Source organism: Streptomyces scopuliridis (assembly GCF_042790125.1).
Lineage (GTDB): Bacteria > Actinomycetota > Actinomycetes > Streptomycetales > Streptomycetaceae > Streptomyces > Streptomyces scopuliridis_A.
The window spans coordinates 23,082-46,694 of sequence record NZ_JBHTZS010000014.1 but is presented as its reverse complement, the minus strand read 5'-3'; the positions used below and the strand labels follow the sequence as shown (position 1 = coordinate 46,694).

Here is a 23,613-nt window from a genome sequence, read left to right as displayed (position 1 = left end):
ACCATGTCTTCCCACAACAGCACGGACGACAGCACGCCGGACGAGAAACCCGGCGGTGCGAAGGCGGCACCGGCACCGGCCACGACACCGCCGTCCCGCCGCGCGCTGCTCGGCTGGGGCGGTGCCGGGCTCGCGCTCGGCGCCGCCGCGGCCGGGGGCGCCATGGCGGCCGTACGGGACGGTGACACCGCCGCGCCCGCCGCCGAGTCCGGCGCGGCGGTCCCCTTCCACGGCCGTCACCAGGCCGGGATCGCCACCGACGTCCAGGACCGGCTGCACTTCGCCGCGTTCGATGTGACGACCGAGGACCGCGCGGAACTGGTCCAGCTGCTCAAGGACTGGACGCGGGCCGCCGAGCGGATGACGACGGGACACGCGGTCGGCGAGGGCGCGTACGGCGGTCTCCCCGAGGCCCCGCCCGACGACACCGGCGAGGCGCTCGGCCTCAAGCCGTCCCGGCTCACGCTCACCGTCGGCTTCGGTCCCGGCCTCTTCGCCAAGGACCGGTTCGGGCTGGCGGAGCGGCGCCCGGCCGCGCTCGTCGAGCTGCCCAGGTTCCCCGGTGACAACCTCGATCCGGCGCGCGGCGGCGGCGATCTCTGTGTCCAGGCGTGCGCGGACGATCCGCAGGTCGCCGTGCACGCGATCCGCAATCTGGCCAGGATCGGCTTCGGGAAGGTCGCGGTGCGCTGGTCGCAGCTCGGCTTCGGCAAGACGTCGTCGACCACGCCCGGCGCCCAGACCCCCCGTAATCTCTTCGGCTTCAAGGACGGCACCAGCAATATCGCGGGCACGGACACCGCCGCCCTGGACAAGCACGTCTGGGTGTCGGACGCGGACGGCCCCGGCTGGCTGGCGGGCGGCTCGTATCTGGTCGCCCGCCGGATCTCGATGCGGATCGAGACCTGGGACCGTACCTCCCTCCAGGAGCAGGAGGACGTCTTCGGCCGGGACAAGGGCGAGGGCGCGGCGGTCGGCAAGGCGCGCGAGCACGACACGCCCAACCTGAAGGCGATGCTGCCGACTTCGCATGTACGGCTGGCTCATCCGGACTCCCACCACGGGGTGCGGATGCTGCGCCGCGGCTACTCCTTCACGGACGGTACGGACGGCCTCGGACGGCTCGACGCGGGGCTGTTCTTCCTGGCGTACCAGCGCGACGTACGGGACGCGTTCATCCCCGTACAGCGGTCCCTGGCGCGCTCCGACGCGCTCAACGAATACATCCAGCACGTGGGTTCAGCGGTCTTCGCGATCCCGCCGGGCGTCCGGGACAAGGACGACTGGTGGGGCCGGGCCCTGATCTCCTGATATCGGAAAGGGAGTTCCGACGTGTTCGGAAACTATCTGATCGGTCTGCGCGAGGGCCTTGAGGCCAGCCTCGTGGTCTGCATCCTGGTCGCGTATCTGGTCAAGACGGAGCGGCGTGACGCGCTGCGCCCCATCTGGCTCGGGATCGGGGCCGCCGTCGTCATCGCGCTCGGTTTCGGCTTCGGGCTCGAATTCGGCTCGCAGGAGCTGACGTTCGAGGCGAAGGAGGCGCTCGGCGGCTCGCTGTCGGTCCTCGCGGTGGCGCTGGTGACCTGGATGGTCTTCTGGATGCGGCGTACGGCGCGGCATCTGAAGACGGAGCTGCACGGCCGGCTGGACGCGGCGCTCCAGATGGGTACGGGTGCGCTGGTCGCGACGGCGTTCCTGGCCGTGGGCCGGGAGGGGCTGGAGACCGCGCTGTTCGTCTGGGCGTCGGTACGGGCCTCCTCGGACGGCAGCCACGCGCCGCTGATCGGGGTGCTGCTCGGTATCGCCAGCGCGGTGGTGCTCGGCTGGCTCTTCTACCGGGGCGCGCTGCGCATCAATCTGGCCAAGTTCTTCACCTGGACCGGCGGGATGCTCGTGATCGTCGCGGCCGGTGTGCTCGCGTACGGCGTCCATGATCTCCAGGAGGCGCGCTTCCTGGGCGGCCTGTCCACCAAGGCGTTCGACATCAGCACGACGATCCCGCCGGACAGCTGGTACGGCACGCTCCTCAAGGGCGTGTTCAACTTCCAGCCGGACCCGACGGTCCTTCAGGTCATTGTCTGGTGCCTGTATCTGGTCCCGACGCTCGCGCTGTTCCTGGCGCCGGTAGGGTTGGGGCCGGTCAGTGGGGGTCAAGGAGCAGAGGCGGCCGATGAGCAGGCTGGGAAGGCCGATTCGGGCAGCGGCGGGGCTCGCGACGGTGACGGTGCTGTCGCTGACGGCGAGCGGGTGCGTGACCGTGCACGGGGAGCTGGCGGTTCTGCCGTCGGCGGACCGGAGTGAGGCCGCGCGGGCGCTGAAGGATTTCACCGACGCGTACAACGCGGCGGACAAGGCGTACGATCCGGCGCTCGACGCGGACCGGGTGACCGGCGCGCTGGGCGCGATCAACCAGGCGGGTCTCAAGGCGCGCAGCATCACGAACCCGGACGGCAACCCGGCGCATCAGCCGCTGGAGCTGACCGACGCCAAGTTCACCATCCCCAAGAAGGCGGGCTGGCCGCGCTGGTTCGTCGCGGACACCGACAGCAACCGCGACACGGACGACGGCGGCCCGCAGGACACGCGCTGGGTGCTGGTCTTCGTACGCAACGGGCCCGACGAGCGGTGGAAGGTGCCGTATCTGACGATCCTGGCCGCGAACGAGGTCCCCGACTTCGCGACCGACAAGGACGGCTGGGGCGAACCGGTGGCGCCGGACAGCGAGGCGCTGTCGCTGGCGCCGGGGAAGCTGAGCGAGGCGTACGCCTCGTATCTGCGCGACGGCAAGGCGAAGACCTTCGCGAACGGGCCGCACACGGACGGATGGCGGGAGGCCCGCGAGAAGAACGCGCGGCTGCCCGGTCTGGTCACGCAGTATGTCGACCAGCCGCTGGCCGAGGGCGACTTCGCCCCGCTGGGGCTGGCGACGAAGGACGGCGGGGCGCTGGTCTTCTTCGCCACGCGGCACTTCGAGCGGCAGACGGGCGCGCGGGGTGTCACGCCGCGGGTGAACGCGGATGTCAAGGCGCTGCTGACGGGCGAGATACGGAACACGGTCACCAAGGAGTGGGTCTCCAGCCAGGTGGCGCTGGTCCCGCGCGCGGGGGCGGACACACCGACGGTGGAGGTGGCGAGCCGCCTTCAGGGGGTCACGGGCGCGAAGGGCTCGTAGGAGGGTTCGGCTGGGCTCGGTGGCAGCCGCTGGGCCCGATTCGGTAGCGGTGGCTGGGCTCGGTGGCGGCGGCTGGGCCCGGCCCCGCCGTAGTCAGCGGCCCAGCGGCCAGGCCACCGCGTGCGGGTCCAGCTCACCGTTCTCGCCCGCGTACCGGGCACACGCGTCGGTCAGCGTCTCCAGCAGCGTCAGCGGATCCGGCAGCGGATGCTCGGGGCCGCGCAGCCACCGCACCGACAGCTCGCCGGGCAACTGGGCCGGGGGTACGAGCACATAGCTGCCCCGGCAGTGCCAGCGCAGTCCCGGGTGCTCGTCCATCGTCTCGGGATGGCAGTCCAGCTCACAGGGCCACCACTCGTCCTCGTCCTCGGGCGTGCCCCGGGTCGCGGTGAAGAAGAGCATCCGGTCGCCGCCGGAGTCCGCCACGGGACCGACGTCGATGCCCTGTTCGAGCAGCCGTTCCAGCGCCCGGCTGCCCGCTTCGAGCGGCACGTCCAGGACGTCGTGGATCATGCCCGTCGCGGTGATGAAGTTGGCCTCGGGCTGATTGCGCGCCCAGCGCTCGATCTGCGCGCGATCGGTCGTGGACTGGGTCTGCCAGGCGAAGGAGAGGGGGTGTCTGGCCGGGGTGGGACAGCCGATGCGTTCACAGGAACATCGGTAGCCGACGGGGTGCGCGGCGGGCGAGACGGGCATACCGGCCTCCGCGACAGCGAGCAGCAGCGCCTCGCGGCCGGCCACGTCCCCGTCGAACGCGGAACCGCCGGCGCTCTTCTTGGGGCGCCTGCGCAGCCACTGGGGAATCCTGCTCTCCGTGCCGCGGTAGCGGCCGAAATCGTCGCCCATCGATCCCCTCACACCTCATGCTCGTCCCTGCGGACTCTCCCCATGGTCCCACCATCCTGCTCCCCGGGTGGCCGCGAGCCCCCACCGGGGTATGGGGAGCCGTCGGCCTTCACGGGGTGGATCGCGGCTTATGCGGCGTTATACGGCCCCCGTTACGGGGTTCCGGGGCCGGTGGCATTCACCACACCCGCCCCGTATGCATCGACGCGCCCCCGCGCGCCCCCCGGCGTCCGGGGGGTCCAGGGGACCTTGGCGCCGCGGCTTCCCTCCTGGCACTCAGTGCCGCGAGGGCGGGCGCGGGGCCAGTCCGTGGAGCGCGTACTCGACGATGGTGTCCGCGTACGCGTGTGTCAGCGGCAGCGTCCGCAGCAGCCAGCGATGGGCGACGGGGCCGACCAGCAGCTCCAGGGCGATCCGGGGATCGAGGTCCTGCCGCACCTGCCCGGCCTCCTGGGCGGCGCGCAGCCGCTTCACATAGAGCTGGAGCTGTGGTTCGAGCATCTTCCTGGCGAATTCGACGCCCAGTTCGGCGTCGACGATCCCCTCGGCGGCGAGCGCGCGGGAGGGGACGTCGTATTTCGGGTCGTTCATCTCGTCGACCGTGGCGCGCAGGACCAGCTTGAGATCGGCCTCCAGATCGCCCGTGTCGGGGATCTCGTGGATGCCCTCCCCGCCGTCCGCCTCGCGCGCCGCCTGCTCGCCGAGGTCGAGGAACGCCTCCAGCAGCACGGCACCCTTGGAGGGCCACCAGCGGTAGATCGTCTGCTTGCCGACCCCGGCGCGGGCCGCGATGCCCTCGATCGTCGTCCTGCCGTAGCCGACCTCACTCACCAGCGCGAGGGCCGCGTCATAGATCGCCCGGCGTGAACGCTCACTGCGCCGGGTGGAGTCGGGTGCCCTGCTGTCAGCCATGGCCTCAATCTACAGCCGGGGAGGCGGGACGTATCGTCTCGCCCGTAACGCCCCGTCCGCCCCGTCCGCCCCGTCCGCATCGGCACGTACCGTCTCGTACGCCGCGTAAGGAACCACCCGAACGGTTGACAGCGCGCGGGCCCCGCGGAGCGGACCATGGCTTCACGCGCACCACGCTTCACGCACAACACGCTTCCCCCACAGACACCATGTGCGCCCGCAGCTCGTGAGGAGCCCCCCTTGCCTCGTGACGCCTCGCCCCGCCGCTATCTCATGTGCCCGCCGCACCACTTCGCGGTGACGTACTCGATCAACCCCTGGATGAACCCGGCGAAACCCGTGGACCTGCCGCTGGCCCTGGCCCAGTGGGAGGAGCTTCGCGACCGCTACACAGCCCTCGGCCACACCGTCTCGCTGCTGGACCCCGACCCGGAACTGCCGGACATGGTCTTCGCGGCGAACGGCGCCACGGTCATCGACGGCCGCGTGCTCGGCGCCCGCTTCGCCCACCAGGAGCGGCACGGCGAGGCGCAGGCGCATCTGGACTGGTTCCGCACCCATGGCTGGAGCGACCTCCGCGAGCCGGTGCACATCAACGAGGGCGAGGGCGATTTCGCCGTCACCGCCACATATCTGCTGGCCGGGCGCGGCTTCCGGGCCAGCCCGCTCTCGCACGGCGAGGCACAGGAGTTCTTCGGCCGTCCGGTGATCGGCCTGGATCTGGTCGACCCGCTCTACTACCACCTGGACACGGCCCTGTGTGTGCTGGACGACGCGGCCGACGAGATCATGTACTACCCCGACGCCTTCTCCCCCGGCAGCCGCACCGTACTCGCCCGGCTCTTCCCCGACGCCCTCATCGCCGAGGAGCCGGACGCGGCGGCGCTCGGACTGAACGCGGTGAGCGACGGCCGCCATGTCCTGCTCCCGCAGAGCGCGGCCGGCCTCTTCGCCCCACTGCGCGACCGGGGGTTCGAGCCGCTGGGCATCGACCTCGGGGAACTACTCAAGGGCGGTGGCAGCGTCAAGTGCTGCACGCAGGAGCTGCGGGTCTGATGGGCATGGACGGTGGAAAAGCGGCGGGCCGCCGCCGGCCGAACCGCGGGTGACAGTGGCTCCTTGCTCGCGGGAACGCGCCCGTGACAGCCTCTGGGACGTGCGTGGATTCGGGGATGAGACATCAGGGCCGGACCGCCCGTCGAGACTGACCGAGTTGATCGACCGGACGGAGGCGGAACGGCCGGCCGCGCGCCGGAAGGCACCAGGGCCGGCGCCCGCCACGCCGGTGGATGAACGGCTCACGAGACCATGCACGCCCGTCATCTGCTCGAAAGAACAGGCCGCGGGTTCGGCGGAGGGCGGCGAGGGCGATTCCGCCGTCACCGCCACGTATCCGCTGGCCGGGCGCGGCTTCCGGGCCGGCCCGCTCTCACACGGCGAGGCACAGGAGTTCTTCGGCCGCCCCGTGATCGGCCTGGATCTGGTCGACCCCCGCTACGCGGCGGCGCTCGGACTGAACGGGGCGCGGGGCTCACGGTCTCTGTTCAGGGCCTACGGCCGGCCGACAACGTTGTGCGGGTCGTCCAGCCAGACCCGCTGACCGTCGCCATCGACCGACAGCCCGAAGCGCGAACGTTCCGGCTGCCCCAGGTCGTGCCACCGCAGGAACGCCTTCCTCACCTCGGCCCACAGCGCACGGGGACCGTACTGCTCCACTTCATACGTCTCCGCGTGCGGGACGTACTCCACCGTTGCCCACGACTTCCGGTCGTCAGCGAAGAGCCAGAGCGTCGCTTCGCCGCCGCCGTCGTCCGCCTCGCACCAGCGGTACCACGCATCGGTGACGCTCAGGCCGGTGAAGAACGCGGGATCGTCCTGGATAACGTTCTGCGGCGCGATATCGGTCGTGCTCGTCTCGCCCTTCTCCTCGTGGTAGATGTCCGTAACACGCCCTGCTCCGCCCCGCCGCGTCCGGTCCCACATAAAAGCCGGATATCCGGAGAACGTGCCCCTGGCCTTCCCGCCCACCACATCCAGCGTGGCGTACGAACCGCTGAAGAAACTGCTGCCCCACGGAGTGACGATCCGCCCCTCGGGACACTGCTCCAACCACGCGTTCGGAACATCCCGCATAGTGCACGTACTGAGGATGCGGTCGTAAGGAGCACCGCTGGGGTACCCATCGCGCCCGTCCCCGAGGACGGTGGCCGGCTGGAACCCGGCCCGTTTCAGGTTCCGCCTTGCGGTGGTCAAGACCGCCTCGTCCAACTCCACACTGGTCACGGCGGGTTCACCCAGCCGGTGACACAGCAAAGCGGCGTTGTAACCCACTCCCGTGCCGATCTCCAGCATGCGATGCCCTTCCCGCACATCGAGCAGGCCGAGCATCTCAATCATGACCGACGGCATCGAAGAAGACGATGTGAAGAGCCTGAACTCCCCATCGGCCGTGGGCTTCCCGTCATTGACCTGCGTCACGACCGGCGCGTCCGAGTAGACCGCTCGCGACCATCCCTCGGGATCCGCGGTGAAGTCGCCACCCTCGAATACGTCGGGAATGAACAGCCCCCGGTCCACCGAGGCCACCGCCTCCCGCCATTCGGGCAGCAGCACCCCCTTGCCTTCAAGAGCCTGAACGAGTCCTTGTTGTGTCGTCATCCGATCTCACTTCTTCGGAGGCTGGTACGGCTTGGTGGGACCCGGTGGTTTGTCGCGGTGGCCGTCACTGCTGGAGGTGTCGGGCTTACCGGAGTGGTCTCCGCCATTCTTTCCCATTGCTGCCTCACCTTTCGTCGCTCCATGTACGCCATCGGCGTGGAACCCATTGTTGTACCGAAAGCACTCGCTCGGTACTGTCAGTCGCGTTCCCGCATGGATTGGGTCCTGTAACTATCGGCCCAGGACTCCAAGATGGCCCGAGTGTCCTCCTCACCCGCCGAGTGCTCAGCAAAGAAGTCGAACAACTCTCGGTAATAGTCGACATCCTTGGGGTCACGCAGAACGACTTGACCACTGAACAGTTCAGCCGTCACGAGTCGGTCGTCGTAGGTGACGAACGTATGAAATGGCGCGTCCGTTACTCGGCGCGCCAAAGGCAGCACTGATAGACGCACGTTGGGAAACCTCGAAACCGACACGAGGTGATCAATCTGCGTGGCCATGACCGAGGCATCGCACAGCTGCCACCGAACTGCTGATTCCGTCAGCAGGAACTCGAAACGCTTGGACGGGTCGTGAAGCACGCCTTGCCGCTCCAGCTTCAGGGCCATGGCTCGGGAGATGTCACCTCCTGCGGGCTCCACGGCGGGGGACATGGCTTGGCGCATATAGTTCGGGGTTTGGAGCAGACCGGTGACCATGGCGGGCAAGAAATGCCGCATATGGCGAGCACCCGACTCCAGCGTGGCGAGCTCCCGCTGACGATGGTGCAGGCCGCGTCTCACGGACGTTCTGACGTCCTCGTACGCGGCATTCGCGACCTGGGCCAGGCTCAGCAGGTCCGCCGCCGTGGCATCGTCCACGCCCAGTGCGCGAAGAATCTGCTGTACGTCCACAACAGACGGCAGGAATCGCCCCGTCTCTATTCGAGAGACCTTGCTCTGGGACATTCCACAACGCACGGCCAACCGCTCGCCCGAGAGGCCGGATGCACGGCGTAGCTCCTTGAGCGCTGTTGCGAGATCGAGGCGATCCTGCCCGGCCTTTTGCGGGTCTATCTTCAATCTGCGCCGTACTCCGAGAACGGAACCGACAGCGAGAGAGCCAGTTCCTGCCATTTCCGGTACTGGTTGAGGTCCGGAACCTCAAGAAGGTCTCGGCTGATCTGTGTGCCATCAGACCGATAGTTCATGGCGACGACCTGGGAACTGTCGAACAGCCAGAAGTCTTGGTCAGGCAGTCCAGGGTTCTCGCGGTCGGTGAGATCAAGGATGCGCACATCCTCTCCGGCCTCGACGTTGTAGCGATACGCGGCGAATTCGTACCGGAGGTAATCCGTGAGTGGCCTGGTGACGACGTGTACTCGCCGAATCCGGCGCCCCGAATCACGGAAGCTCCGAACCTTCACCAGCCACGGGTCATCCTGGGGGAGTTCCAGTTTTCCCGTGGTCTGGAACGCCTCGAACTCCTCCTCTTCACCCTTCATGGCATAAACAGGGAGGGTTTCGAGCCGGAACGCTTCCCGCTCGAACGAACCGAAGAAGGCGGTCCACTGATCACCATCCAAGTGCACGCACAGCCTCCCTCAGCACGTCTTCGGGGATGGAGACCACCGCTTCGCCCTCGGGAGTCGCGTGCTCGACGATGTAGCCCTGAATCGCAAGCGTCTTGGGCTTGTCCGTGCGGTAGACCGTGGGGCAGTCATCTGTCCGGCAATCGGGGTCTCCGCCGGAGATCCGCGTCAGCTTCATGATTGTTCCCCCTCGCTTCTCTGCGGATACATGCCTCGGACGCTAGAGCGGTGATCGTTGAGGAGCAAGAGCTACCCGCGTTCCTGCATAGACCAGCCCACCGCGTGGTCGGGCTCGTCAGGGGGCGCTGAACGGTACTGCGCATTCCAGGGCGAGATCCCGCCACGCGAGATACCTGTCGATGTCCGGGTCTTGGATCAGTTCCCGATTGATCTGCGTCCCGTCGGGGCGATAGTTCAGATGAACGACGGTCACCTCGTCGAACAGCCAGAAGTCCTGCTCTGGCAGTCCGGGGTTCGGCTGGTCCGTCACATCGACTATGCGGTAGCTCTCCCCGGCTGCCACATTCCCCGGGATGCACCACTCGAACAGGTAGCGACTGTAGGGCGTGAGCGGCCGACGGACGATCTTGGCGCGGGTCATCGTGCGTCCGGCTGCCGCATGGTCCCGGATAGTCTGGTGCCACTGCGCGTTGAAGCCATCCGGCTTCGGGGCTCCGGCCGGGAAGTCGCGGACGGTGGCCTCCTCTGTCGGCATGGTGTACGTCTGGTGGACTTCCAGGCGGAACGCGGAGCGCTTGAAGTCGCGGAAGTGGGCCTGCCACTCGTCGCCGTCCAGCAGCACGGGACTAGAGCCATCCACGGGCACGGGCCGCCTCCTTCAGACGTCTTCCTATCTGTGCGCTCAGCACGCTACGAATCGTCGCACCAGCTCAGCATGGCGGGGCGGAGTTCGCCCAACCCCGGCCGCGGTACCGGGAGCGGTCGGGCGAGACGGGTCACTTCCAGTCTCCCGCGCGGCGGTGCGGGTGATTGCGGAGTTCGTTGTTCCAGTCACGGACCATGCGGGTGTTGCCAACGGCCCGTGCTTCCTCGCGTTGGCGGCAGAGCGCCGCGCACACGTCGCAGTCGGTTGCGGGGGCGGGTTCAAGTTCCGGTAGCGATAGGGTCATTGCTCGCCCTCGCGGTCACCGGCGCGGGGTGCGGAGTCGGGGCACGATGAGTTGCCGCATGCGCACGGCGGCCACCTGAGCGCGTCCCCGGGGGCGAGGTCCGCGCCTTCGGCGCCCAGGTCGGGATCGGGGTCGGACGCGTATCTCGGTACGACGAGCGAACCGTCCACACCGTACGCGGCGATCATCAGCGACAGACGCCTGCGCGCTTCACTTCGCGTCATCGGCCAGCCTCCGCAGTCCGCACGCCACACGCTCCGTCAACTCCGGTGTCGGCTCGGCGAATGTGCGGGGCACCCACTCGGGGACGAGGCGGTGGAAGCCGTCCTCCTCGTCGGTGTGTGCGGCCATGTCCGTGGTCGGTGGTTTCCGGTCAATCATCTACGCACCCCTACGTCGTCGGGCAACTACTGTCTGTGCACAACAATCGGCATTCGCGCGTACGCTGACCAGAGTTGAGAGCACAACACCGGGTCTGGGGTGGAGGAGGGACGACACATGTCGGACGGTCTGAAGAGGGCGACGGGGCCGGTCAGCGGGGCCGCTTACTTCGGTGCCGAGGTGCGCGAGTGGCGGCTGGGCAAGGGGCTGAGCCAGCGCGAGGTGGGCGCTCCCGCGCGGTACGGGCAGCAGTACGTAGCGAAGGTGGAGGCCGGGGACCGGATGGCCAGTCCGGAATTCGCCGCAGGCTGCGACCAGGTGTTTGGTACGCCGGGGATGTTCGCGCGGCTACGGGATCGGTGTGCCGAGAAGGGTGGGTACCCGGACTGGTTCGAGCCGTACGTCCTGCTCGAACAGCAGGCTTCCGCCATCCTGGACTACAGCAACAGCCTGATCATGGGCCTGTTGCAGACCGAGGCGTACGCGCACGACCTCTACCGGAAGTGGCGTCCCACCGATCCCCTGGACGTGACCGCCGAGAGGGTCGCACGCCGGTTCAAGAGGCGTGAAGTGCTGGAGCGCGAGAATCCTCCGTTGGTTTGGGTCGTTCTCGACGAGTCGTGTCTGCGGCGCGAGATCGGCAGTCGCTCTGTCATGGCCGAGCAGGTGGCGCACCTTATCGAGGAGGCGGAGTCACCTCGCTTCACGATTCAGCTGCTGCCGTTCAGCGCCGGGACTCCCGCGTGGTCTCTGGGGTTCACGCTGCTGAAGTTCGACGACGACGAGCCGGACATGCTCTACCAGGAGACTCTGGGCGCGGGTCATGTGACCGACTCCCGGAAGGTCGTGGCGGATGCCAGCGTGCTCTACGATCGGCTACGCGCCGACGCGCTCTCCCCAACGGCGACGCTCAAAATGATGCGCGAAGTGATGGAGGACTGGACACGATGAACACATTCGACCTCTCCGACGCGCAGTGGGAGAAGTCCAGCTACAGCAGTCAGCAAGAGGGGCAGTGCGTCGAGTTCGCCCGCAACCTCGTCCCCTTCGGCATCGTCCCCGTACGCGACACCAAGACCTCCACCGGGCCCGTCCTCCTGCTCACCCCCACCGCCTGGAACGACTTCGTCGCCTTCGCCGGGCGCACCCGTGAGGGGGCGGTGCTCCCCCACGGGTGACTGAGCGGCCGTCAGTCCTGGTAGACCTTGTTCTTCCCCGGGCCGCCGGAGAGCTTGTCGTTGCCCGGGCCGCCGTACAGCACGTCGTCGCCGCTGTTGCCGTACATCGTGTCGTTGCCCTTCTCGCCGTAGAGCTTGTCGTTGCCCCTGCCGCCGTAGACCTCGTCGTTGTCGCCGCCGGCGCGCAGGATGTCGTTGCCGTCGTCGCCGTACAGGGTGTTGATGTCGCCGGTTCCGGTGACGGAGTCGTTTCCGGCGCCGCCTCGGCATATGTACTGGCAGGCGCCGGTGAGGATGTCGTCGCCGTTGCCGCCGTCGGCGCCGAGGCCGTTGCCGCCGTCGACACGGTCGTCGCCGTCGCCGCCGTTGAACTGGTTCTGTCCGGTGCCCTTGAGGACGTCGTCGCCCGGACCGCCGTGGATCGCGGCGATCGCGCTGCTGTCGGAGGTGATCGTCGCCGTGTCGTCGCCGTCGCCGAGGTCGACCTCGTAGGTGGTCGAGTCGTCGGAGCCCAGGGGCGCGGCGATCGTGCACTGGACGACGGTGCGGTCGGTCGCCGAGGGGTACGTGCAGGCGGCCCACTTCTTCGCGGACGCGTCGATGGTCATCTTGAACCGGTCGCGGAAGGTGATTTGGTAATCGGACCCGAAGTCGGAGGGGTCGACATCGATGTCCTTCACGGAGACTTTCAGTCGGTTCGCCTGTCCGTCAGCGGCCTTGTACCAGAGCGCGCCGTCGTCGTGGACGAGAGTGGCCGGGCCGGTCGCGGCCGATGTGTCCGCCTGGGCGGCGGGCGCGGTGAACATGGCCCCGCTGAACGCGAGGGCGAGGGTGGCGGCGGCGATGATTCCATGCTTACGCATGCAGAAGTGCCCCTTCTCGGAACTGGTGGTGGTCAAGCACCTGGCGCAGCGGCGCCGGCGGGCCGGAGGTGGTCGGTTGCCGTCTCCGAACACCCGCTTAGACAGGGCTTCGGGAGCGCCGGTTGTGTCGAGAAGTCACTTCGGTTGGCCGGGGCGAACATGTCATCTCAGGGCCTCCCGGCGTTCCATTGGAGGACACTGCGAGGCAACCCGAGCCCCGCTCAGCCACCCGCCGACGGCCAGGCGTCGCCCCACGCCGTGTCCCTGGCCTCCTTGTAGAGCGGACCGTGGCGCTTGGTGACCGTCTCCCGGCGCAGCCCGTCATCCCTCGTGCACAGGTCCAGCAGCACCTGTCCCTTGCGGATCTGCGGCTTCCGCGTCACCCGGGCCTCCGCCGGGCGCGCCTCGAACCGTACGGCCGCGACATAGCTGAACTTCTCGTCCTCGTACGGCAGCGAGCCGCCCTTGACCTGGCGGTGCAGCGAGGAGCGGCTGACCCGGGCCGCGAAGTGGCACCAGTCCGTGCCCCGTTCGATCGGGCAGGTGCCGTCGTGCGGGCAGGGGGCGGCGATACGGAAGCCCGCCGCGATGAGCTGATCACGCGCCTCGATGATCCGCAGATAGCCGTCGGGCGTACCGGGTTCGACGATCACCACGGCCTGCCCGGCCCGCGCGGCCTCGGCGACGAGTGCGGTGCGGTCGCGTTCGGTCAGTTCCTTCAGTACGTACGAGACCGTCACGAGATCGCTCTCGGGCAGCGTCAACTCCCCGCCGATCCTGGCCCGGCGCCAGTCCGTCGCACGGAGCGCGGGCGCTCCCGAGGCCGCCAGCTCACGCCCCAGGGCGAGCGCCGGCTCAGCCCAGTCCAGGACGGTGGTGGCACGGGCCTCCTTGCGGGCCTCCTTACGGGGCTCCTCGCCGCCGGGCCGCCGGTGCTCCGCCCATGTCGCGTCCTCGGCCCATGTCGCGTCTGCCGACCACATCGCGTCCTCGGCCCATGTCGCTTCCGCCGCCCAGACCGCCGCCCCCGTACCGCCGCCCACGTCGACATGGCTCCCGGGCGCCCAGCCGGGCGCCGCGTCGGCCAGGGCCTCCAGCGCGGCCCGTACCGCCTCGAAGGTGGCCGGCATCCGGTACGCGGCGTACGCGGCGACGTCGGAGCGGTCACGGAGTACGGGCGCGTCGGTGGGAGTGGTACCCCGGTAGTTGGCGATCAGCCGCTCGACGGCCCCGGCCGCCTGCCTGGGCGGCAGCCCGTCGAGCACCCCGGCGAGCGCGGCGCGCAGCGCTTCGGCGGCGGGGAGGGCGGCGGCCCCGGTGGAACCGCCGGTGGCGGACCGAGTGGCGGACTCGGCAGCGGCCCCGGTGGCGGACTCGGCGGCGGATTCGGACTCGGCGGGATTCACCGTCGAATTCTGACACGCGGCCCGCTCCCGGGCGTGCCCGCCGAAACGGGCAGCCTCACCCGCCGAATCGGGCCGTCATAACGGTCAGGCAAACTGCGGTGGGCACAGGCGCAGTTGCTACGCTGGCGCTCCTTGTCCGGCAGCCGCGCTCACGGGGGGACACTTGAGCCGGCTCGTGAGACAGCCGTGAGACAGCAGGGGAACCATGAAACAGAGGTTCGTGCGCCGGCCCCGACAGGCCGACGTACCCAGCGGACGACGCTTCTCCCGCGAAGGCCGCTTCTCCCGTGGGACCGGATTCTCTCGCGGGGGCCGTTTCTCGCGCGGAGGCGGCTTCTCGCCCGGGGGCAGTCGCTTCCCTGGAGGTAGTCGTTTCCCTGGGGGTAGTCGCTTCCCTGGAGGCGGTCGCTTCCGCGGGGGCGGTGAGGGAACCGTACGGCAGCGGATCGTACGCCTGATCCTGGTCGTCGGGGTGATCGTGCTGGCGCTGCTGCTCCTGCTCAGTACCTGCGGCGGGAACAAGCCCGCCAAGCCGAAGGACGACGGCGCGGCCAAGAAGCCCGTGACGAATGTCGCGGAGCGGGCGCCGCGGCTCAGCGTGCCGGACAGGTACGACGCCGCGCGCGGCTGGGAGATCGTGGACGGCTCCCCCGACTTCGCCCTCGCCCATGAGACGAACCGGCTCGCCTATCTGGAGCGGGCCGGAGCGTACCGGTTCCGGCTGCGGACGCTCGATCCCGAGACCGGGGAGCGCGGCTGGGACGGGGAGCCCTGGCGGCCGTTGTTCAGCCCCGACCGGTTCCCCCGGCTGCTGTCCGTCACCAAGGACGACCAGGAGTACTTCGTCACCTGGTCGTACGGGAAACTCGATCAGGACGAGCTGCGCCCCGCCGACTCCATCGTCTCCCTCGACATCTACAACGCGGCAGACGGCTCCCGCCTGCGGGTCGAAACCCCCTGGGCGGACGCGCCGAAGGTGAGCGCGGCGGGACCCGCCATTCTGATCAGCGACGGCAAGGCCACCAGCGCGGTCATCGACCCGGAGACCGGCGATGTGGTCAAGGTCCCGCCCGGCTCGCTCGGCTACCCCAAGGGCTGCAAGGAGTGCCGCAAGCTGACCGAGGTGCACGGGGTCACCGCGAAGGGGCTGCTCGTCGGCGGGGCCAAGGAGTTCTGGGTACGCGGCGGCTGGTTCAGCCGGCAGAGCGCGCCGAAGGACACCGACGCCGCCTCGGGTGTGCCCGCCTCGATGGCGAGCGGCTACATCCTCGCCAAGTGGCAGCAGAAGAAGGGCGCCAAGGACGCCCGTACGCACGAGGTCTGGGCGGTGCACGACGCGGCGAACGGCAAGGTCGTGACGCAGGTGCGATGCCGTAAGCCGGCGATCAACCCGGCCGAGGACCCGCGCCTCATCGCCTCCCCCGACGGCCGTTTCCTGATCGCCGGGCGGCTCGCCTTCGACCTGGACGAGAAGAAGGCGTACTGCTTCGAGGAGGCGGACGGCACCCAGCCGCTGACCCTGACCACCGTGTCGGACGACGGCACGGCGTACGGCGCGGTGAGCGCCCGCAACACGCAGGACGCGCTGGCGGGCGGCGGCAACCCGGTCATGGTGGACCTCACGACCGCGACGCCCGAGGCCCTGGCCACCAATCTCCGGCTGCCCAGCGCGGAGGCGTCGGGAGTCGGGCTCTTCCGCTGGACGGACTCGAAGGACCGCCCGCATCTGATCGGCTACCCGCGCCAGGGCTGAGGCTCCGAGCCCCGGCGCGGACTGACCGCGACGTCAACAGACCGACCGCGACATCAGCGGACATACTGCGACGTCAGCGGACAGACCGCGACATCAAGGGTTCAGGGTCGGGCGGCCGGGCGCTCCATCGGCTGCTGGTGCCGCCACGGCCGTACGAAACCGAGGAAGCAGCCGAGCGAGCCGACCGCGCACACCAGTTGCACGACCGCCATCGGAACGGCCGTCTCCTCGCCCGCGATCCCCACCAGCGGCGAGGCGATGGCGCCGATCAGGAACGACGACGTACCGATCAGCGCGGACGCCGAGCCCGCGGCGTGCGGGGTCCGCATCAGCGCCGACGCGTTGGTGTTGGGCATCGCGAGCCCCATCGCGGACATCAGCACGAACAGCGCCGCCGCGACCGGGAAGAGCCCCACGGGACCGAACACCCCGGAGGTCATCAGCAGCAGGGCCAGCGCGGCGACGGTGATGACCGTGAGCCCGAAGCCCAGCACCCGGTCCATGCTGACCCGGCCGACGAGCACCTTGCCGTTGATCTGGCCGACGGTGATCAGCCCGATGGAGTTGACGCCGAAAAGCAGGCTGAAGGTCTGCGGCGAGGCGCCGTAGATCTCCTGCACCACGAACGGCGAGGCCGCGACGTACGCGAACAGCGCGGCGAAGGCCAGACCGCCCGCGAGCATGTAGCCGGTGAAGATCCGGTCCGCGATCAGCCCGCGCATCGTACGCAGCGCCGCGACGGTGCCGCCGCTGTGCCGCTTCTCCGGCGGCAGCGTCTCGTGCAGCCACTTCCAGACGACGAACGTGAGGACGACGCCGACCACCGTGAGGACGGCGAAGATGCCGCGCCAGTCGGTGAGGCGCAGCACCTGTCCGCCGATCACGGGCGCGATGACCGGCGCGACCCCGGAGATCAGCATGAGGGTGGAGAAGAAGCGCGCCATCTCCACACCGTCGTAGAGATCACGCACCACCGCGCGGGCGATCACGATGCCCGCCGCGCCCGCCAGCCCCTGCAAGAGGCGGAAGCCGATGAGGAGTTCGGTGGTGGGCGCCAGCGCGCAGATCGCGGTGGCGAGTACGTACACGATCATGCCGAGCAGCAGCGGCCGGCGCCGCCCCCACTTGTCGCTCATCGGCCCGACCACGATCTGGCCGAGCGCCATGCCCGCCAGACAGGCGGTGAGGGTGATCTGAACCGTCGCCGCGGGTGAGTTCAGCGAGCGGGTGACCTCCGGCAGGGCAGGGAGGTACATGTCCATGGACAGCGGGGGCAGCGCGGTGAGCCCGCCGAGTACGAGGGTGACCAGCAGCCCGGCGCGGCGCGCGCCCGCCGTGTGGTCCTGCGGGGGTGCCTGCCGCTGTTCCGGAATCGGTGCCGAGCGACGCTGCTCGGGCGTTATATGTCCTTTACGTCCTTCGGTGGTTCGGCCGCCGTCCGGCATCGTCTCTCCATGTCGTTGAATCCTTACCTATGCTCTCAGCTCAGCGGGAGCGGTCGAGACCTTTATGTGGGGCAGCCATGACAACAGGACAGATGTCACAGCAGGTGTCGCGGGAGGGAGCCGTTCGGTGGGGCGTGCTGGCGACGGGCGGGATCGCCGCGCGGTTCACCACCGACGTACGGGAACTGCCGGACGCCGAGGTGGTGGCGGTGGCCTCGCGCAGCGACGCGTCCGCGAAGGCGTTCGCGGGCCGGTTCGGGATCCCCCGGGCGTACGGCGACTGGGCCGGGCTCCTCGCCGACGAGGAGGTGGACGTCGTCTATGTGGCGACCCCGCACTCCGCGCACCGGTCCGCCGCCGGACTGGCCCTGGCCGCCGGAAAGCCGGTCCTCTGCGAGAAGGCGTTCACGCTCAACGCGCGCGAGGCCGGGGAGCTGGTGTCGCTCGCCCGGGAGCGCGGTCTCTTCCTGATGTGAGCCATGTGGATGTACTGCAACCCCGTCATCCTGCGGCTGGTGGAACTGGTCCGGGACGGCGCGATCGGCGAGATCCGTACCGTCCAGGCCGACTTCGGCCTCCAGGGCCCGTTCGACGCCACCCACCGGCTGCGCGACCCCGCGCTCGGCGGCGGCGCGCTGCTCGATCTCGGCGTCTATCCGGTCTCCTTCGCGCAGTTGCTGCTGGGTGAGCCCGACCGCGTCCAGGCCGACGCGCTGCTCTCGCCCGAGGGCGTCGATCTCAACACGGGGATGCTGCTGGGCTGGGACTCCGGGGCGACGGCGCTGCTGACCTGCTCGGTGACGGCCAGGACCCCCGTAACGGCGACGGTGACGGGCACGGCGGGCCGGATCGAGGTGCCGTCCGGTTTCTTCGGGACGGAGCGGTTCGTACTGCACCGGGACGGCACGGAGCCCGAGGAGTTCACCGGCGACGGCGCGCTCCACGGCCTCCAGTACGAGGCGGCCGAGGTGATGCGCTGTCTGCGGGCCGGCGCGACCGAATCCCCGCTGGTGCCGCTGGACGGCACGCTCGCGGTGATGCGGACGCTCGACGCGGTACGGGACCGTATCGGCGTCCGCTTCCCCGCGGACGACGGCGGAGCGGCCTGAGCCGTGCCGGTCCGGCCCGAGGCCGGGTCGGACGACCGGCCCGAGGCCCGTCGGACCGGCTTGAACTCCGTCAGGCCGGCTTGAGCCCCGGGTCGCCCACCTCGGTCACGAAGGACGCCGCCGTCGTGACCGGGGCCCCGGGCGTCGTGATGACCTGGACCGTCTTGAAGTCCGCCCGCGCCTGCCGCTCGCCGAGCGCCACCGTGACGTAACCGCGCCGCCCGTTGTAGAACCGCATGTGCGGGTTGGCCTCCATGAACGTGGCCCAGTTGGACGGCCGGTCCGTGCCGTCCTTGCCGCTGGAGATGGAGGTCGCCACGATCTCGGTGCCCAGCGTGCGCGACCCCGGGTTGTCCCAGTCCTTCTTCAGGTCGTACGCGTAGGCCGTGTGCACATCGCCGGTCAGCACCATGAAGTTCTTGAGACCGGCCGCCTCGACGCCGTTCAGCAGCCGCTGCCGGGAGGCGGGATAGCCGTCCCACGAGTCCATCGACAGCTTGTACCCGTCCGTCGGCAGATTGCGGCGCCGGGCGAAGGTCACCTGCTGGGGTACGACGTTCCAGGTCGCCGTGGACTTCTTCCAGCCGTCCAGCAGCCACCGCTCCTGGTTCGGTCCTGTCATCGTGCGTCCCGGGTCCTCGGACTCCGGGCCCGGCAGCTGCCAGCCGTCGCCGTACGCCTGGTCGTCGCGGTACTGGCGGGTGTCGAGGATGTCGAACTGCGCGAGCCGTCCGAAGCGCAGCCTGCGGTAGAGGCGCATGTCGGGGCCGTTGGGCCGCTGCGGGGCGCGCAGTGGCTGGTTCTCCCAGTACGCGCGGTAGGCGGAGGCCCTGCGCAGCAGGAACTCCTCCGGCGGTACGTCGTTCTCGGGGACGTCTCCCGCGTAGTTGTTCTCGGTCTCGTGGTCGTCCCAGGTGACGACGAAGGGGTGCGCGGCGTGCGCGGCCCGCAGGTCCGGGTCGGACTTGTAGAGCCCGTACCGCATCCGGTAGTCGTCCAGCGTGACCGTCTCGCGGTTGAAGTGCGCGGGCAGCACGCGGTCCTGGTAGTTACGGGCGCCGCCGGCGGAGTTGACGGCGTACTCGTAGAGGTAGTCGCCGAGGTGGAAGACCACATCGAGATCCTCGGCCGCGAGGTGCTTGTACGCGGTGAAGTAGCCGTCGTGGTACGCCTGGCAGGAGACGGCGGCGAACGCCAGCGCGCTCGTCCTGGCGCCCGCGGCGGGCGCGGTTCGGGTGCGGCCGACCGGGCTGATCCAACTGCCGGTGCGGAAGCGGTAGTAGTACACCCGGCCGGACTCCAGCCCGGGGACCTCGACATGCACGCTGTGGTTGAACTCCGGGTGCGCGTCGGTCTCACCGCGCTTGACGATCCGGCTGAAGGCCGCGTCGTGGGCCAGCTCCCACCGTACGGAGACCCGGTTGGCGGGCAGACCGCCGTCGGCCTCGTACGGGCGGGGCGCGAGCCGGGTCCAGAGCAGCGCGCTGCCGGGGCTCGGGTCCCCGGAGGCGACGCCGAGGGTGAACGGGTCCTCGGCGATCCTCCTGACGTCCAGCTCGGCGGCGCTCGCGACGCCTGCCCGCGGCAGATCGACGGCGAAGGCGAGCGCGGCGGCGGCAGCGGTGCCGGTGAGGAAGCGACGGCGGCCGAGATGCGCGGCGGCGGCTCTGAGCTCGGCGGAATGGGCACTGCCGGGGGAACGGCCGGCCGGTGTGCGGCTGCCCGGTACCTGGCTGTCGGGTGTACGGCTGGCCGGTGCGTGGCGAAGTACAGGTGTCATGTGCCCCTCCCCTGACGGCGGCTGTCACTCGCATTGCAGTCGGAGGCGAAGGCGCCCCGTTGTCGTGCGCACAACATACGCATGGCGACCGGATGAGGACCGCGTGCTGCGCCAAGTTGTACCCCACGTGACGCACGTACCCTGCCTGCCCGTGATCGCCGTGCGGAAGATCAACACCAAGGGGCGAATCGCCGCGGTGGGCACGTTGTTCGCGAGGCGGGACGCACGCGTGGACGGCCCGCCGGGGTTGTCCGGCGGGCCGTCCGTGGGGGCGGAACACAGCGGCACGGATGCATGGTCGAGGGAACGCGCTCACGGGTGACGTGGGGGCGATTCACTGACGGGCGCGGGGGGTGGGGGCACACTGGCGGACCGGAGGTGGTCGGCCGTGTCGATTCATCAGGTGTCGTGTCCGGGGCGGATTCTCTTTCTCGACGAGGAGATGGCCGCGCTCGACAGACTGGAGGGCGGATTCCGGTCCGAGCGGGTGTTGTGGTGTGCGCTGGAGGCGGGGCACGAGGGGTTGCATCATGTGATCGCGCAGTGTGTACGCGGGTCGGAGACGGCGGCTCCGTGGGTGATGTGGGCGCGGTGGCCGGATACCGGGGAGTACGGACCGGAGCGGGAGCTGCTCCGGCTGGAGTCGTGTCCGGAGAAGTTCCTGGCCGGGAATGTGTCGGAGGAGAGCTGCTGTCTTCCGGAGGGGCACGCGGGACGGCACGGATTCGAGTTCGGGCCGCCCATCCGGGAGGCGGATGTGATGCCGGACTGGCTGCTGCGCCGGTTCTTCGGATGACGCCGGGGGTGCGGCCAAGGGAGTGACGTCCGAGGGGCGCGGCGGCGCCGGACGGTGTAGGGATGGAGGGGACTCCACAGCGCTTCCGGCATCCAGGCTGCGGCGCATCGGCACTTCGGCACACTCGGCGCTTCGCCGCACTTCGGCACTTCGGTACTTCGGCACATCGACAGATCGACGCATCGAGGAGGACCCGTGACCATCTCCGTGGACAAGCTCAGCGACCCCGCGGTCCGCGCGTTCGTGCGTGCGGTCAACAAGGGTGACCGTGAGGCGTTCCGGGACGCGCTCGCGCCCGGGGCGACCATGTCGGACGACGGGTCCGAGCGGGACCTCGACGAGTGGACCGACCGGGAGATCTTCACCTCGCGCGGGCGCATGGACGTCGAGTCGCAGTCGGACAGCGGGCTGGCGCTGGTCGCGCGCTACAGCAATGACACCTGGGGCGAGATGCGGACCGCGTGGCGGTTCACGGTCGGGGACGGGAAGGTCGAGCGGTTCGAGACGGGGCAGGCGTGACGGACCCCCTCAGGCGGTGGGCTTTTTCCGTTGCCGCCGCTGATCCTGGTCCGGGTTCTTGTCTTCGCGTGCGCTTCAACTCCTAGCGTTCTCTCCATGGAATCCATGGAGAGCAGAACACTGGGACACAGCGGGATCACCGTCGGCGCGCTCGGCTTCGGGTGCTGGGCGATCGGCGGTGAGTGGCAGGACACCGCCGGAAATCCGCTCGGCTGGGGCGCGGTCGACGACGAGGAGTCCGTGGCCGCGATCCGGCGGGCGATCGAGCTGGGGGTCACCTTCTTCGACACGGCCGACGCGTACGGGACGGGCCACAGCGAGCGCGTGCTCGGGCGCGCGGTGCGGGGGCGGCGGGACGAGGTCGTCATCGCCACCAAGTGGGGGAACGTGTGCGACGAGGCGACCAGGACCCGGACGGGTGCCGATGACACGCCCGCGTACGCGCGGCGCGCGCTCACCGCGTCGCTGCGCCGGCTCGACACCGATCACATCGACCTCTACCAGCTGCATCTGTCCGATGCGGCCCTCGACCGGGCGGCCGAACTCCGCGACCTCTGCGAGGAGTTCGTACGCGAGGGGCTGATCCGCGCGTACGCCTGGAGCACCGACGACCCGGAGCGCGCCGCGCTCTTCGCCGAAGGGGCGCACTGCGCGGCCGTGCAGCACGCCTGCAATGTGCTCCAGGACGCGCCGGAAATGCTCGCGTTGTGCGCGGAGCGCGACCTCGCGAGCGTCAACCGCAGCCCGCTCGCGATGGGGCTGCTGGCCAGGCGGTCCGGGGGCGGCGCCCAGGCCGCGGGCGCGGGGGACATCCGGACCGTACCCCCGGCCTGGCTGCGGTGGTTCGGGGCGGGCGGGGTGCCGTCGCCCGAGTGGGCGGCGCGCGTCGAGTCCGTACGGGACGTCCTCACCAGCGACGGCCGCACCCTCGCGCAGGGCGCGCTGGCCTGGCTGTGGGCGCGCAGCCCGCATACGGTGCCGATCCCGGGCTTCCGCTCGGTCGCCCAGGTTGAGGAGAACGCGGGCGCCCTCGCGTACGGGCCGCTGCGCGACAGTCAGATGAAGGAGATCCGCGACCTGCTGGCCGCGTAGCGCCACCGCTGGACGAGCAGGTCCGAAGTGGCGTCGTCCGCCCCCGGGCGGACGGGACTTCGGACGTGCTCGCCTACGGCATGTCCGGGATCCGGGCGCCCGCGCCCGACACCCGGACGCGCGGGTCGCCCGGCCGCAGCTCCACGGTCAGCACACCCGGGCGGCCCATGTCCGTGCCCTGGTGCAGGGTGAGCACCGACTCGCCCGGTACGACGCCGAGTTCACGCGCGTACGCACCGAACGCCGCCGCCGCGGCCCCCGTCGCCGGATCCTCGACGACGCCGCCCACCGGGAAGGGGTCACGGACATGGAAGACGGTCGCGGACTCCCTCCAGACGAGCTGAACGGTCGTCAGATCCAGCCGCAGCATGAGCTTTTCGAGGCGCTCGAAGTCGTACGAGAGATCCGCCAGCCGGGCCCGGGTCGCGGCGGCCAGCACAAGGTGGCGGGCTCCGGCGAAGGCGATACGGGACGGCAGCGCCGGGTCGAGATCGGTCGCCGGCCAGCGGAGCGCGGCGAGCGCTTCCCGTACGTCCTGGCTGCCCACCTCGGTGACATACGGCTCGACGCTGGTGAGCGTGGCCCGCAGCGCGCCGTCCCGCTCGGCGACCCTCACCGGGACGGTCCCGGCACGGGTCGCGAAGACGAGATCGCCGGGACCGGTCCGCTCGGCGAGCGCGACGGCGGTGGCGACCGTGGCGTGTCCGCAGAAGGGGACCTCGGCCTTCGGGCTGAAGTACCGCACGGTGAAAGCCCGGCCCGGCTCGCCGAGCCCCTCCGGCGGCGCGGTCAGGAAGGCGCTCTCGCTGTACCCCAGCTCGGCCGCGATCGCGAGCATCGCGTCATCACCGAGCCCGGCCGCGTCCAGGACGACACCAGCCGGATTGCCGCCCCCGGGATCGGTCGAGAACGCGGTGTACCGGAGGACTTCTCTGGAACTGGCTGCGGGTGCGGAGTGCGGGCTCATGCTCGGGCCAACAGCCACAACGGTCCGGCGCAT

24 protein-coding genes and 2 pseudogenes are annotated in these 23,613 nt (G+C 69.8%); 12 read left to right on the top strand and 14 right to left on the bottom strand.

The annotated features are described in order from the left end of the window. The first annotated feature begins 3 nt into the window (after nt 1-3). The 3 genes from efeB to ACFRKB_RS22030 are packed head-to-tail and all read left to right on the top strand — an operon-like array spanning nt 4 to nt 3,172. The gene (efeB, locus tag ACFRKB_RS22040; protein WP_383107958.1) at nt 4-1,311 is read left to right on the top strand and encodes an iron uptake transporter deferrochelatase/peroxidase subunit; all 1,308 of its coding nucleotides are present in this window, start codon (nt 4-6) and stop codon (nt 1,309-1,311) included. 21 nt (nt 1,312-1,332) lie between these two features. After that, complete coding sequence (gene efeU / locus ACFRKB_RS22035) at nt 1,333-2,301, top strand: iron uptake transporter permease EfeU (RefSeq protein ID WP_383107957.1); 969 nt, start codon at nt 1,333-1,335, stop codon at nt 2,299-2,301. Continuing rightward, a complete protein-coding gene (locus ACFRKB_RS22030; RefSeq protein WP_383108139.1) occupies nt 2,219-3,172 on the top strand; it encodes an SCO2278 family lipoprotein in 954 nt (317 codons plus the stop codon). The genes efeU and ACFRKB_RS22030 overlap by 83 nt, the downstream gene beginning before the upstream one ends. Before the next feature lie 93 nt (nt 3,173-3,265). Here ACFRKB_RS22030 and ACFRKB_RS22025 read toward each other — a convergent pair whose 3' ends face one another. After that, nucleotides 3,266-4,018, bottom strand: a complete 753-nt coding sequence (locus ACFRKB_RS22025; protein WP_365970935.1) for a bifunctional DNA primase/polymerase — start codon at nt 4,016-4,018, stop codon at nt 3,266-3,268. Nucleotides 4,019-4,294: 276 nt separating this feature from the next. Further along, nucleotides 4,295-4,930 carry a TetR/AcrR family transcriptional regulator gene (locus tag ACFRKB_RS22020; protein ID WP_383107956.1) on the bottom strand — a complete coding sequence of 212 codons (636 nt, stop codon included), beginning with the start codon at nt 4,928-4,930 and terminating at the stop codon, nt 4,295-4,297. Nucleotides 4,931-5,086: 156 nt separating this feature from the next. Here ACFRKB_RS22020 and ddaH point away from each other — a divergent pair, with 156 nt between their 5' ends. Continuing rightward, nucleotides 5,087-5,986, top strand: a complete 900-nt coding sequence (gene ddaH / locus ACFRKB_RS22015) for a dimethylargininase (protein ID WP_383107954.1) — start codon at nt 5,087-5,089, stop codon at nt 5,984-5,986. A 304-nt stretch (nt 5,987-6,290) separates the two neighbouring features. Continuing rightward, nucleotides 6,291-6,428, top strand: a pseudogene (locus ACFRKB_RS22010) (amidinotransferase); the annotation flags it as partial. Nucleotides 6,429-6,481: 53 nt separating this feature from the next. Here ACFRKB_RS22010 and ACFRKB_RS22005 read toward each other — a convergent pair. The 7 genes from ACFRKB_RS22005 to ACFRKB_RS21975 all read right to left on the bottom strand — a co-directional run bounded on the left by ACFRKB_RS22005 (nt 6,482) and on the right by ACFRKB_RS21975 (nt 10,642). Next, nucleotides 6,482-7,588, bottom strand: coding sequence for a methyltransferase domain-containing protein (locus ACFRKB_RS22005; protein WP_383107953.1), 1,107 nt, complete (start codon nt 7,586-7,588; stop codon nt 6,482-6,484). A 197-nt stretch (nt 7,589-7,785) separates the two neighbouring features. Next, nucleotides 7,786-8,652 carry a helix-turn-helix domain-containing protein gene (locus ACFRKB_RS22000; protein ID WP_383107952.1) on the bottom strand — a complete coding sequence of 289 codons (867 nt, stop codon included), beginning with the start codon at nt 8,650-8,652 and terminating at the stop codon, nt 7,786-7,788. Then, nucleotides 8,649-9,161, bottom strand: a complete 513-nt coding sequence (locus tag ACFRKB_RS21995; RefSeq protein ID WP_383107951.1) for a DUF6879 family protein — start codon at nt 9,159-9,161, stop codon at nt 8,649-8,651. The genes ACFRKB_RS22000 and ACFRKB_RS21995 overlap by 4 nt, the downstream gene beginning before the upstream one ends. Next, a complete protein-coding gene (locus ACFRKB_RS21990) occupies nt 9,145-9,339 on the bottom strand; it encodes a hypothetical protein (protein WP_383107950.1) in 195 nt (64 codons plus the stop codon). Before ACFRKB_RS21990 ends, ACFRKB_RS21995 begins: the two co-directional genes overlap by 17 nt. 117 nt (nt 9,340-9,456) lie before the next feature. Continuing rightward, nucleotides 9,457-9,963: a DUF6879 family protein gene (locus ACFRKB_RS21985; protein ID WP_383108137.1), complete on the bottom strand. Its 507-nt coding sequence runs from the start codon at nt 9,961-9,963 to the stop codon at nt 9,457-9,459. 324 nt (nt 9,964-10,287) lie between these two features. Then, nucleotides 10,288-10,515: a hypothetical protein gene (locus ACFRKB_RS21980; protein ID WP_383107948.1), complete on the bottom strand. Its 228-nt coding sequence runs from the start codon at nt 10,513-10,515 to the stop codon at nt 10,288-10,290. After that, nucleotides 10,502-10,642 (bottom strand): hypothetical protein, encoded by a 141-nt coding sequence (locus tag ACFRKB_RS21975; protein WP_383107947.1) that lies wholly within the window; start codon nt 10,640-10,642, stop codon nt 10,502-10,504. Before ACFRKB_RS21975 ends, ACFRKB_RS21980 begins: the two co-directional genes overlap by 14 nt. Before the next feature lie 147 nt (nt 10,643-10,789). On the opposite strand from ACFRKB_RS21975, the gene ACFRKB_RS21970 reads away from it, so the two are divergent. After that, the gene (locus tag ACFRKB_RS21970; protein WP_383107946.1) at nt 10,790-11,623 is read left to right on the top strand and encodes a helix-turn-helix domain-containing protein; all 834 of its coding nucleotides are present in this window, start codon (nt 10,790-10,792) and stop codon (nt 11,621-11,623) included. Continuing rightward, nucleotides 11,620-11,850, top strand: a complete 231-nt coding sequence (locus ACFRKB_RS21965; RefSeq protein WP_383107945.1) for a DUF397 domain-containing protein — start codon at nt 11,620-11,622, stop codon at nt 11,848-11,850. The genes ACFRKB_RS21970 and ACFRKB_RS21965 overlap by 4 nt, the downstream gene beginning before the upstream one ends. 11 nt (nt 11,851-11,861) lie before the next feature. Here the strand turns inward: ACFRKB_RS21965 and ACFRKB_RS21960 are convergent, their stop codons facing one another. Both ACFRKB_RS21960 and ACFRKB_RS21955 read right to left on the bottom strand, forming a co-directional pair. Continuing rightward, on the bottom strand, nt 11,862-12,713 hold the full coding sequence (locus ACFRKB_RS21960) for a calcium-binding protein (RefSeq protein ID WP_383107943.1): 852 nt from the start codon (nt 12,711-12,713) through the stop codon (nt 11,862-11,864). A gap of 221 nt (nt 12,714-12,934) precedes the next feature. Continuing rightward, a complete protein-coding gene (locus ACFRKB_RS21955; protein ID WP_383108135.1) occupies nt 12,935-13,999 on the bottom strand; it encodes a small ribosomal subunit Rsm22 family protein in 1,065 nt (354 codons plus the stop codon). A gap of 592 nt (nt 14,000-14,591) precedes the next feature. Here ACFRKB_RS21955 and ACFRKB_RS21950 point away from each other — a divergent pair. Further along, complete coding sequence (locus tag ACFRKB_RS21950; protein WP_383107942.1) at nt 14,592-15,872, top strand: hypothetical protein; 1,281 nt, start codon at nt 14,592-14,594, stop codon at nt 15,870-15,872. A 101-nt stretch (nt 15,873-15,973) separates the two neighbouring features. Here ACFRKB_RS21950 and ACFRKB_RS21945 read toward each other — a convergent pair whose 3' ends face one another. Then, a complete protein-coding gene (locus ACFRKB_RS21945) occupies nt 15,974-17,317 on the bottom strand; it encodes a multidrug effflux MFS transporter (protein WP_383107941.1) in 1,344 nt (447 codons plus the stop codon). 77 nt (nt 17,318-17,394) lie between these two features. Between ACFRKB_RS21945 and ACFRKB_RS21940 the strand changes: the two are divergent. Further along, a pseudogene (locus tag ACFRKB_RS21940) lies at nt 17,395-18,426 on the top strand (Gfo/Idh/MocA family protein). Between the two features lie 70 nt (nt 18,427-18,496). On the opposite strand, the gene ACFRKB_RS21935 reads toward ACFRKB_RS21940, so the two are convergent. Continuing rightward, complete coding sequence (locus ACFRKB_RS21935) at nt 18,497-20,206, bottom strand: alkaline phosphatase D family protein (protein ID WP_383107939.1); 1,710 nt, start codon at nt 20,204-20,206, stop codon at nt 18,497-18,499. A 388-nt stretch (nt 20,207-20,594) separates the two neighbouring features. On the opposite strand from ACFRKB_RS21935, the gene ACFRKB_RS21930 reads away from it, so the two are divergent. The 3 genes from ACFRKB_RS21930 to ACFRKB_RS21920 all read left to right on the top strand — a co-directional run bounded on the left by ACFRKB_RS21930 (nt 20,595) and on the right by ACFRKB_RS21920 (nt 22,613). Next, complete coding sequence (locus tag ACFRKB_RS21930; RefSeq protein WP_382874120.1) at nt 20,595-21,002, top strand: hypothetical protein; 408 nt, start codon at nt 20,595-20,597, stop codon at nt 21,000-21,002. Nucleotides 21,003-21,197: 195 nt separating this feature from the next. Then, entirely contained in the window at nt 21,198-21,521 is a 324-nt protein-coding gene (locus tag ACFRKB_RS21925) for a nuclear transport factor 2 family protein (protein WP_383107938.1), read from the top strand. Between the two features lie 96 nt (nt 21,522-21,617). Continuing rightward, complete coding sequence (locus tag ACFRKB_RS21920) at nt 21,618-22,613, top strand: aldo/keto reductase (RefSeq protein WP_383107937.1); 996 nt, start codon at nt 21,618-21,620, stop codon at nt 22,611-22,613. A gap of 73 nt (nt 22,614-22,686) precedes the next feature. Here the strand turns inward: ACFRKB_RS21920 and ACFRKB_RS21915 are convergent, their stop codons facing one another. Further along, nucleotides 22,687-23,580: a PhzF family phenazine biosynthesis isomerase gene (locus tag ACFRKB_RS21915; protein WP_383107935.1), complete on the bottom strand. Its 894-nt coding sequence runs from the start codon at nt 23,578-23,580 to the stop codon at nt 22,687-22,689. Nucleotides 23,581-23,613: the final 33 nt, after the last annotated feature.

Excerpts from the sequence above, each read along its gene's own strand:
- ddaH (WP_383107954.1), top strand. The coding sequence starts at position 5,087 with ATGGCTTCACGCGCACCACGCTTCACGCACAACACGCTTCCCCCACAG.
- ACFRKB_RS21975 (WP_383107947.1), bottom strand. The coding sequence starts at position 10,642 with ATGGCCGCACACACCGACGAGGAGGACGGCTTCCACCGCCTCGTCCCC.
- ACFRKB_RS21970 (WP_383107946.1), top strand. The coding sequence starts at position 10,790 with ATGTCGGACGGTCTGAAGAGGGCGACGGGGCCGGTCAGCGGGGCCGCT.
- ACFRKB_RS22025 (WP_365970935.1), bottom strand. The coding sequence starts at position 4,018 with ATGGGCGACGATTTCGGCCGCTACCGCGGCACGGAGAGCAGGATTCCC.
- ACFRKB_RS21920 (WP_383107937.1), top strand. The coding sequence starts at position 21,618 with ATGGAATCCATGGAGAGCAGAACACTGGGACACAGCGGGATCACCGTC.
- ACFRKB_RS22020 (WP_383107956.1), bottom strand. The coding sequence starts at position 4,930 with ATGGCTGACAGCAGGGCACCCGACTCCACCCGGCGCAGTGAGCGTTCA.
- ACFRKB_RS21980 (WP_383107948.1), bottom strand. The coding sequence starts at position 10,515 with ATGACGCGAAGTGAAGCGCGCAGGCGTCTGTCGCTGATGATCGCCGCG.
- ACFRKB_RS22005 (WP_383107953.1), bottom strand. The coding sequence starts at position 7,588 with ATGACGACACAACAAGGACTCGTTCAGGCTCTTGAAGGCAAGGGGGTG.
- ACFRKB_RS21960 (WP_383107943.1), bottom strand. The coding sequence starts at position 12,713 with ATGCGTAAGCATGGAATCATCGCCGCCGCCACCCTCGCCCTCGCGTTC.
- ACFRKB_RS21935 (WP_383107939.1), bottom strand. The coding sequence starts at position 20,206 with ATGACACCTGTACTTCGCCACGCACCGGCCAGCCGTACACCCGACAGC.
- ACFRKB_RS21915 (WP_383107935.1), bottom strand. The coding sequence starts at position 23,580 with ATGAGCCCGCACTCCGCACCCGCAGCCAGTTCCAGAGAAGTCCTCCGG.
- ACFRKB_RS21990 (WP_383107950.1), bottom strand. The coding sequence starts at position 9,339 with ATGAAGCTGACGCGGATCTCCGGCGGAGACCCCGATTGCCGGACAGAT.
- ACFRKB_RS21945 (WP_383107941.1), bottom strand. The coding sequence starts at position 17,317 with ATGCCGGACGGCGGCCGAACCACCGAAGGACGTAAAGGACATATAACG.
- efeB (WP_383107958.1), top strand. The coding sequence starts at position 4 with ATGTCTTCCCACAACAGCACGGACGACAGCACGCCGGACGAGAAACCC.
- ACFRKB_RS21965 (WP_383107945.1), top strand. The coding sequence starts at position 11,620 with ATGAACACATTCGACCTCTCCGACGCGCAGTGGGAGAAGTCCAGCTAC.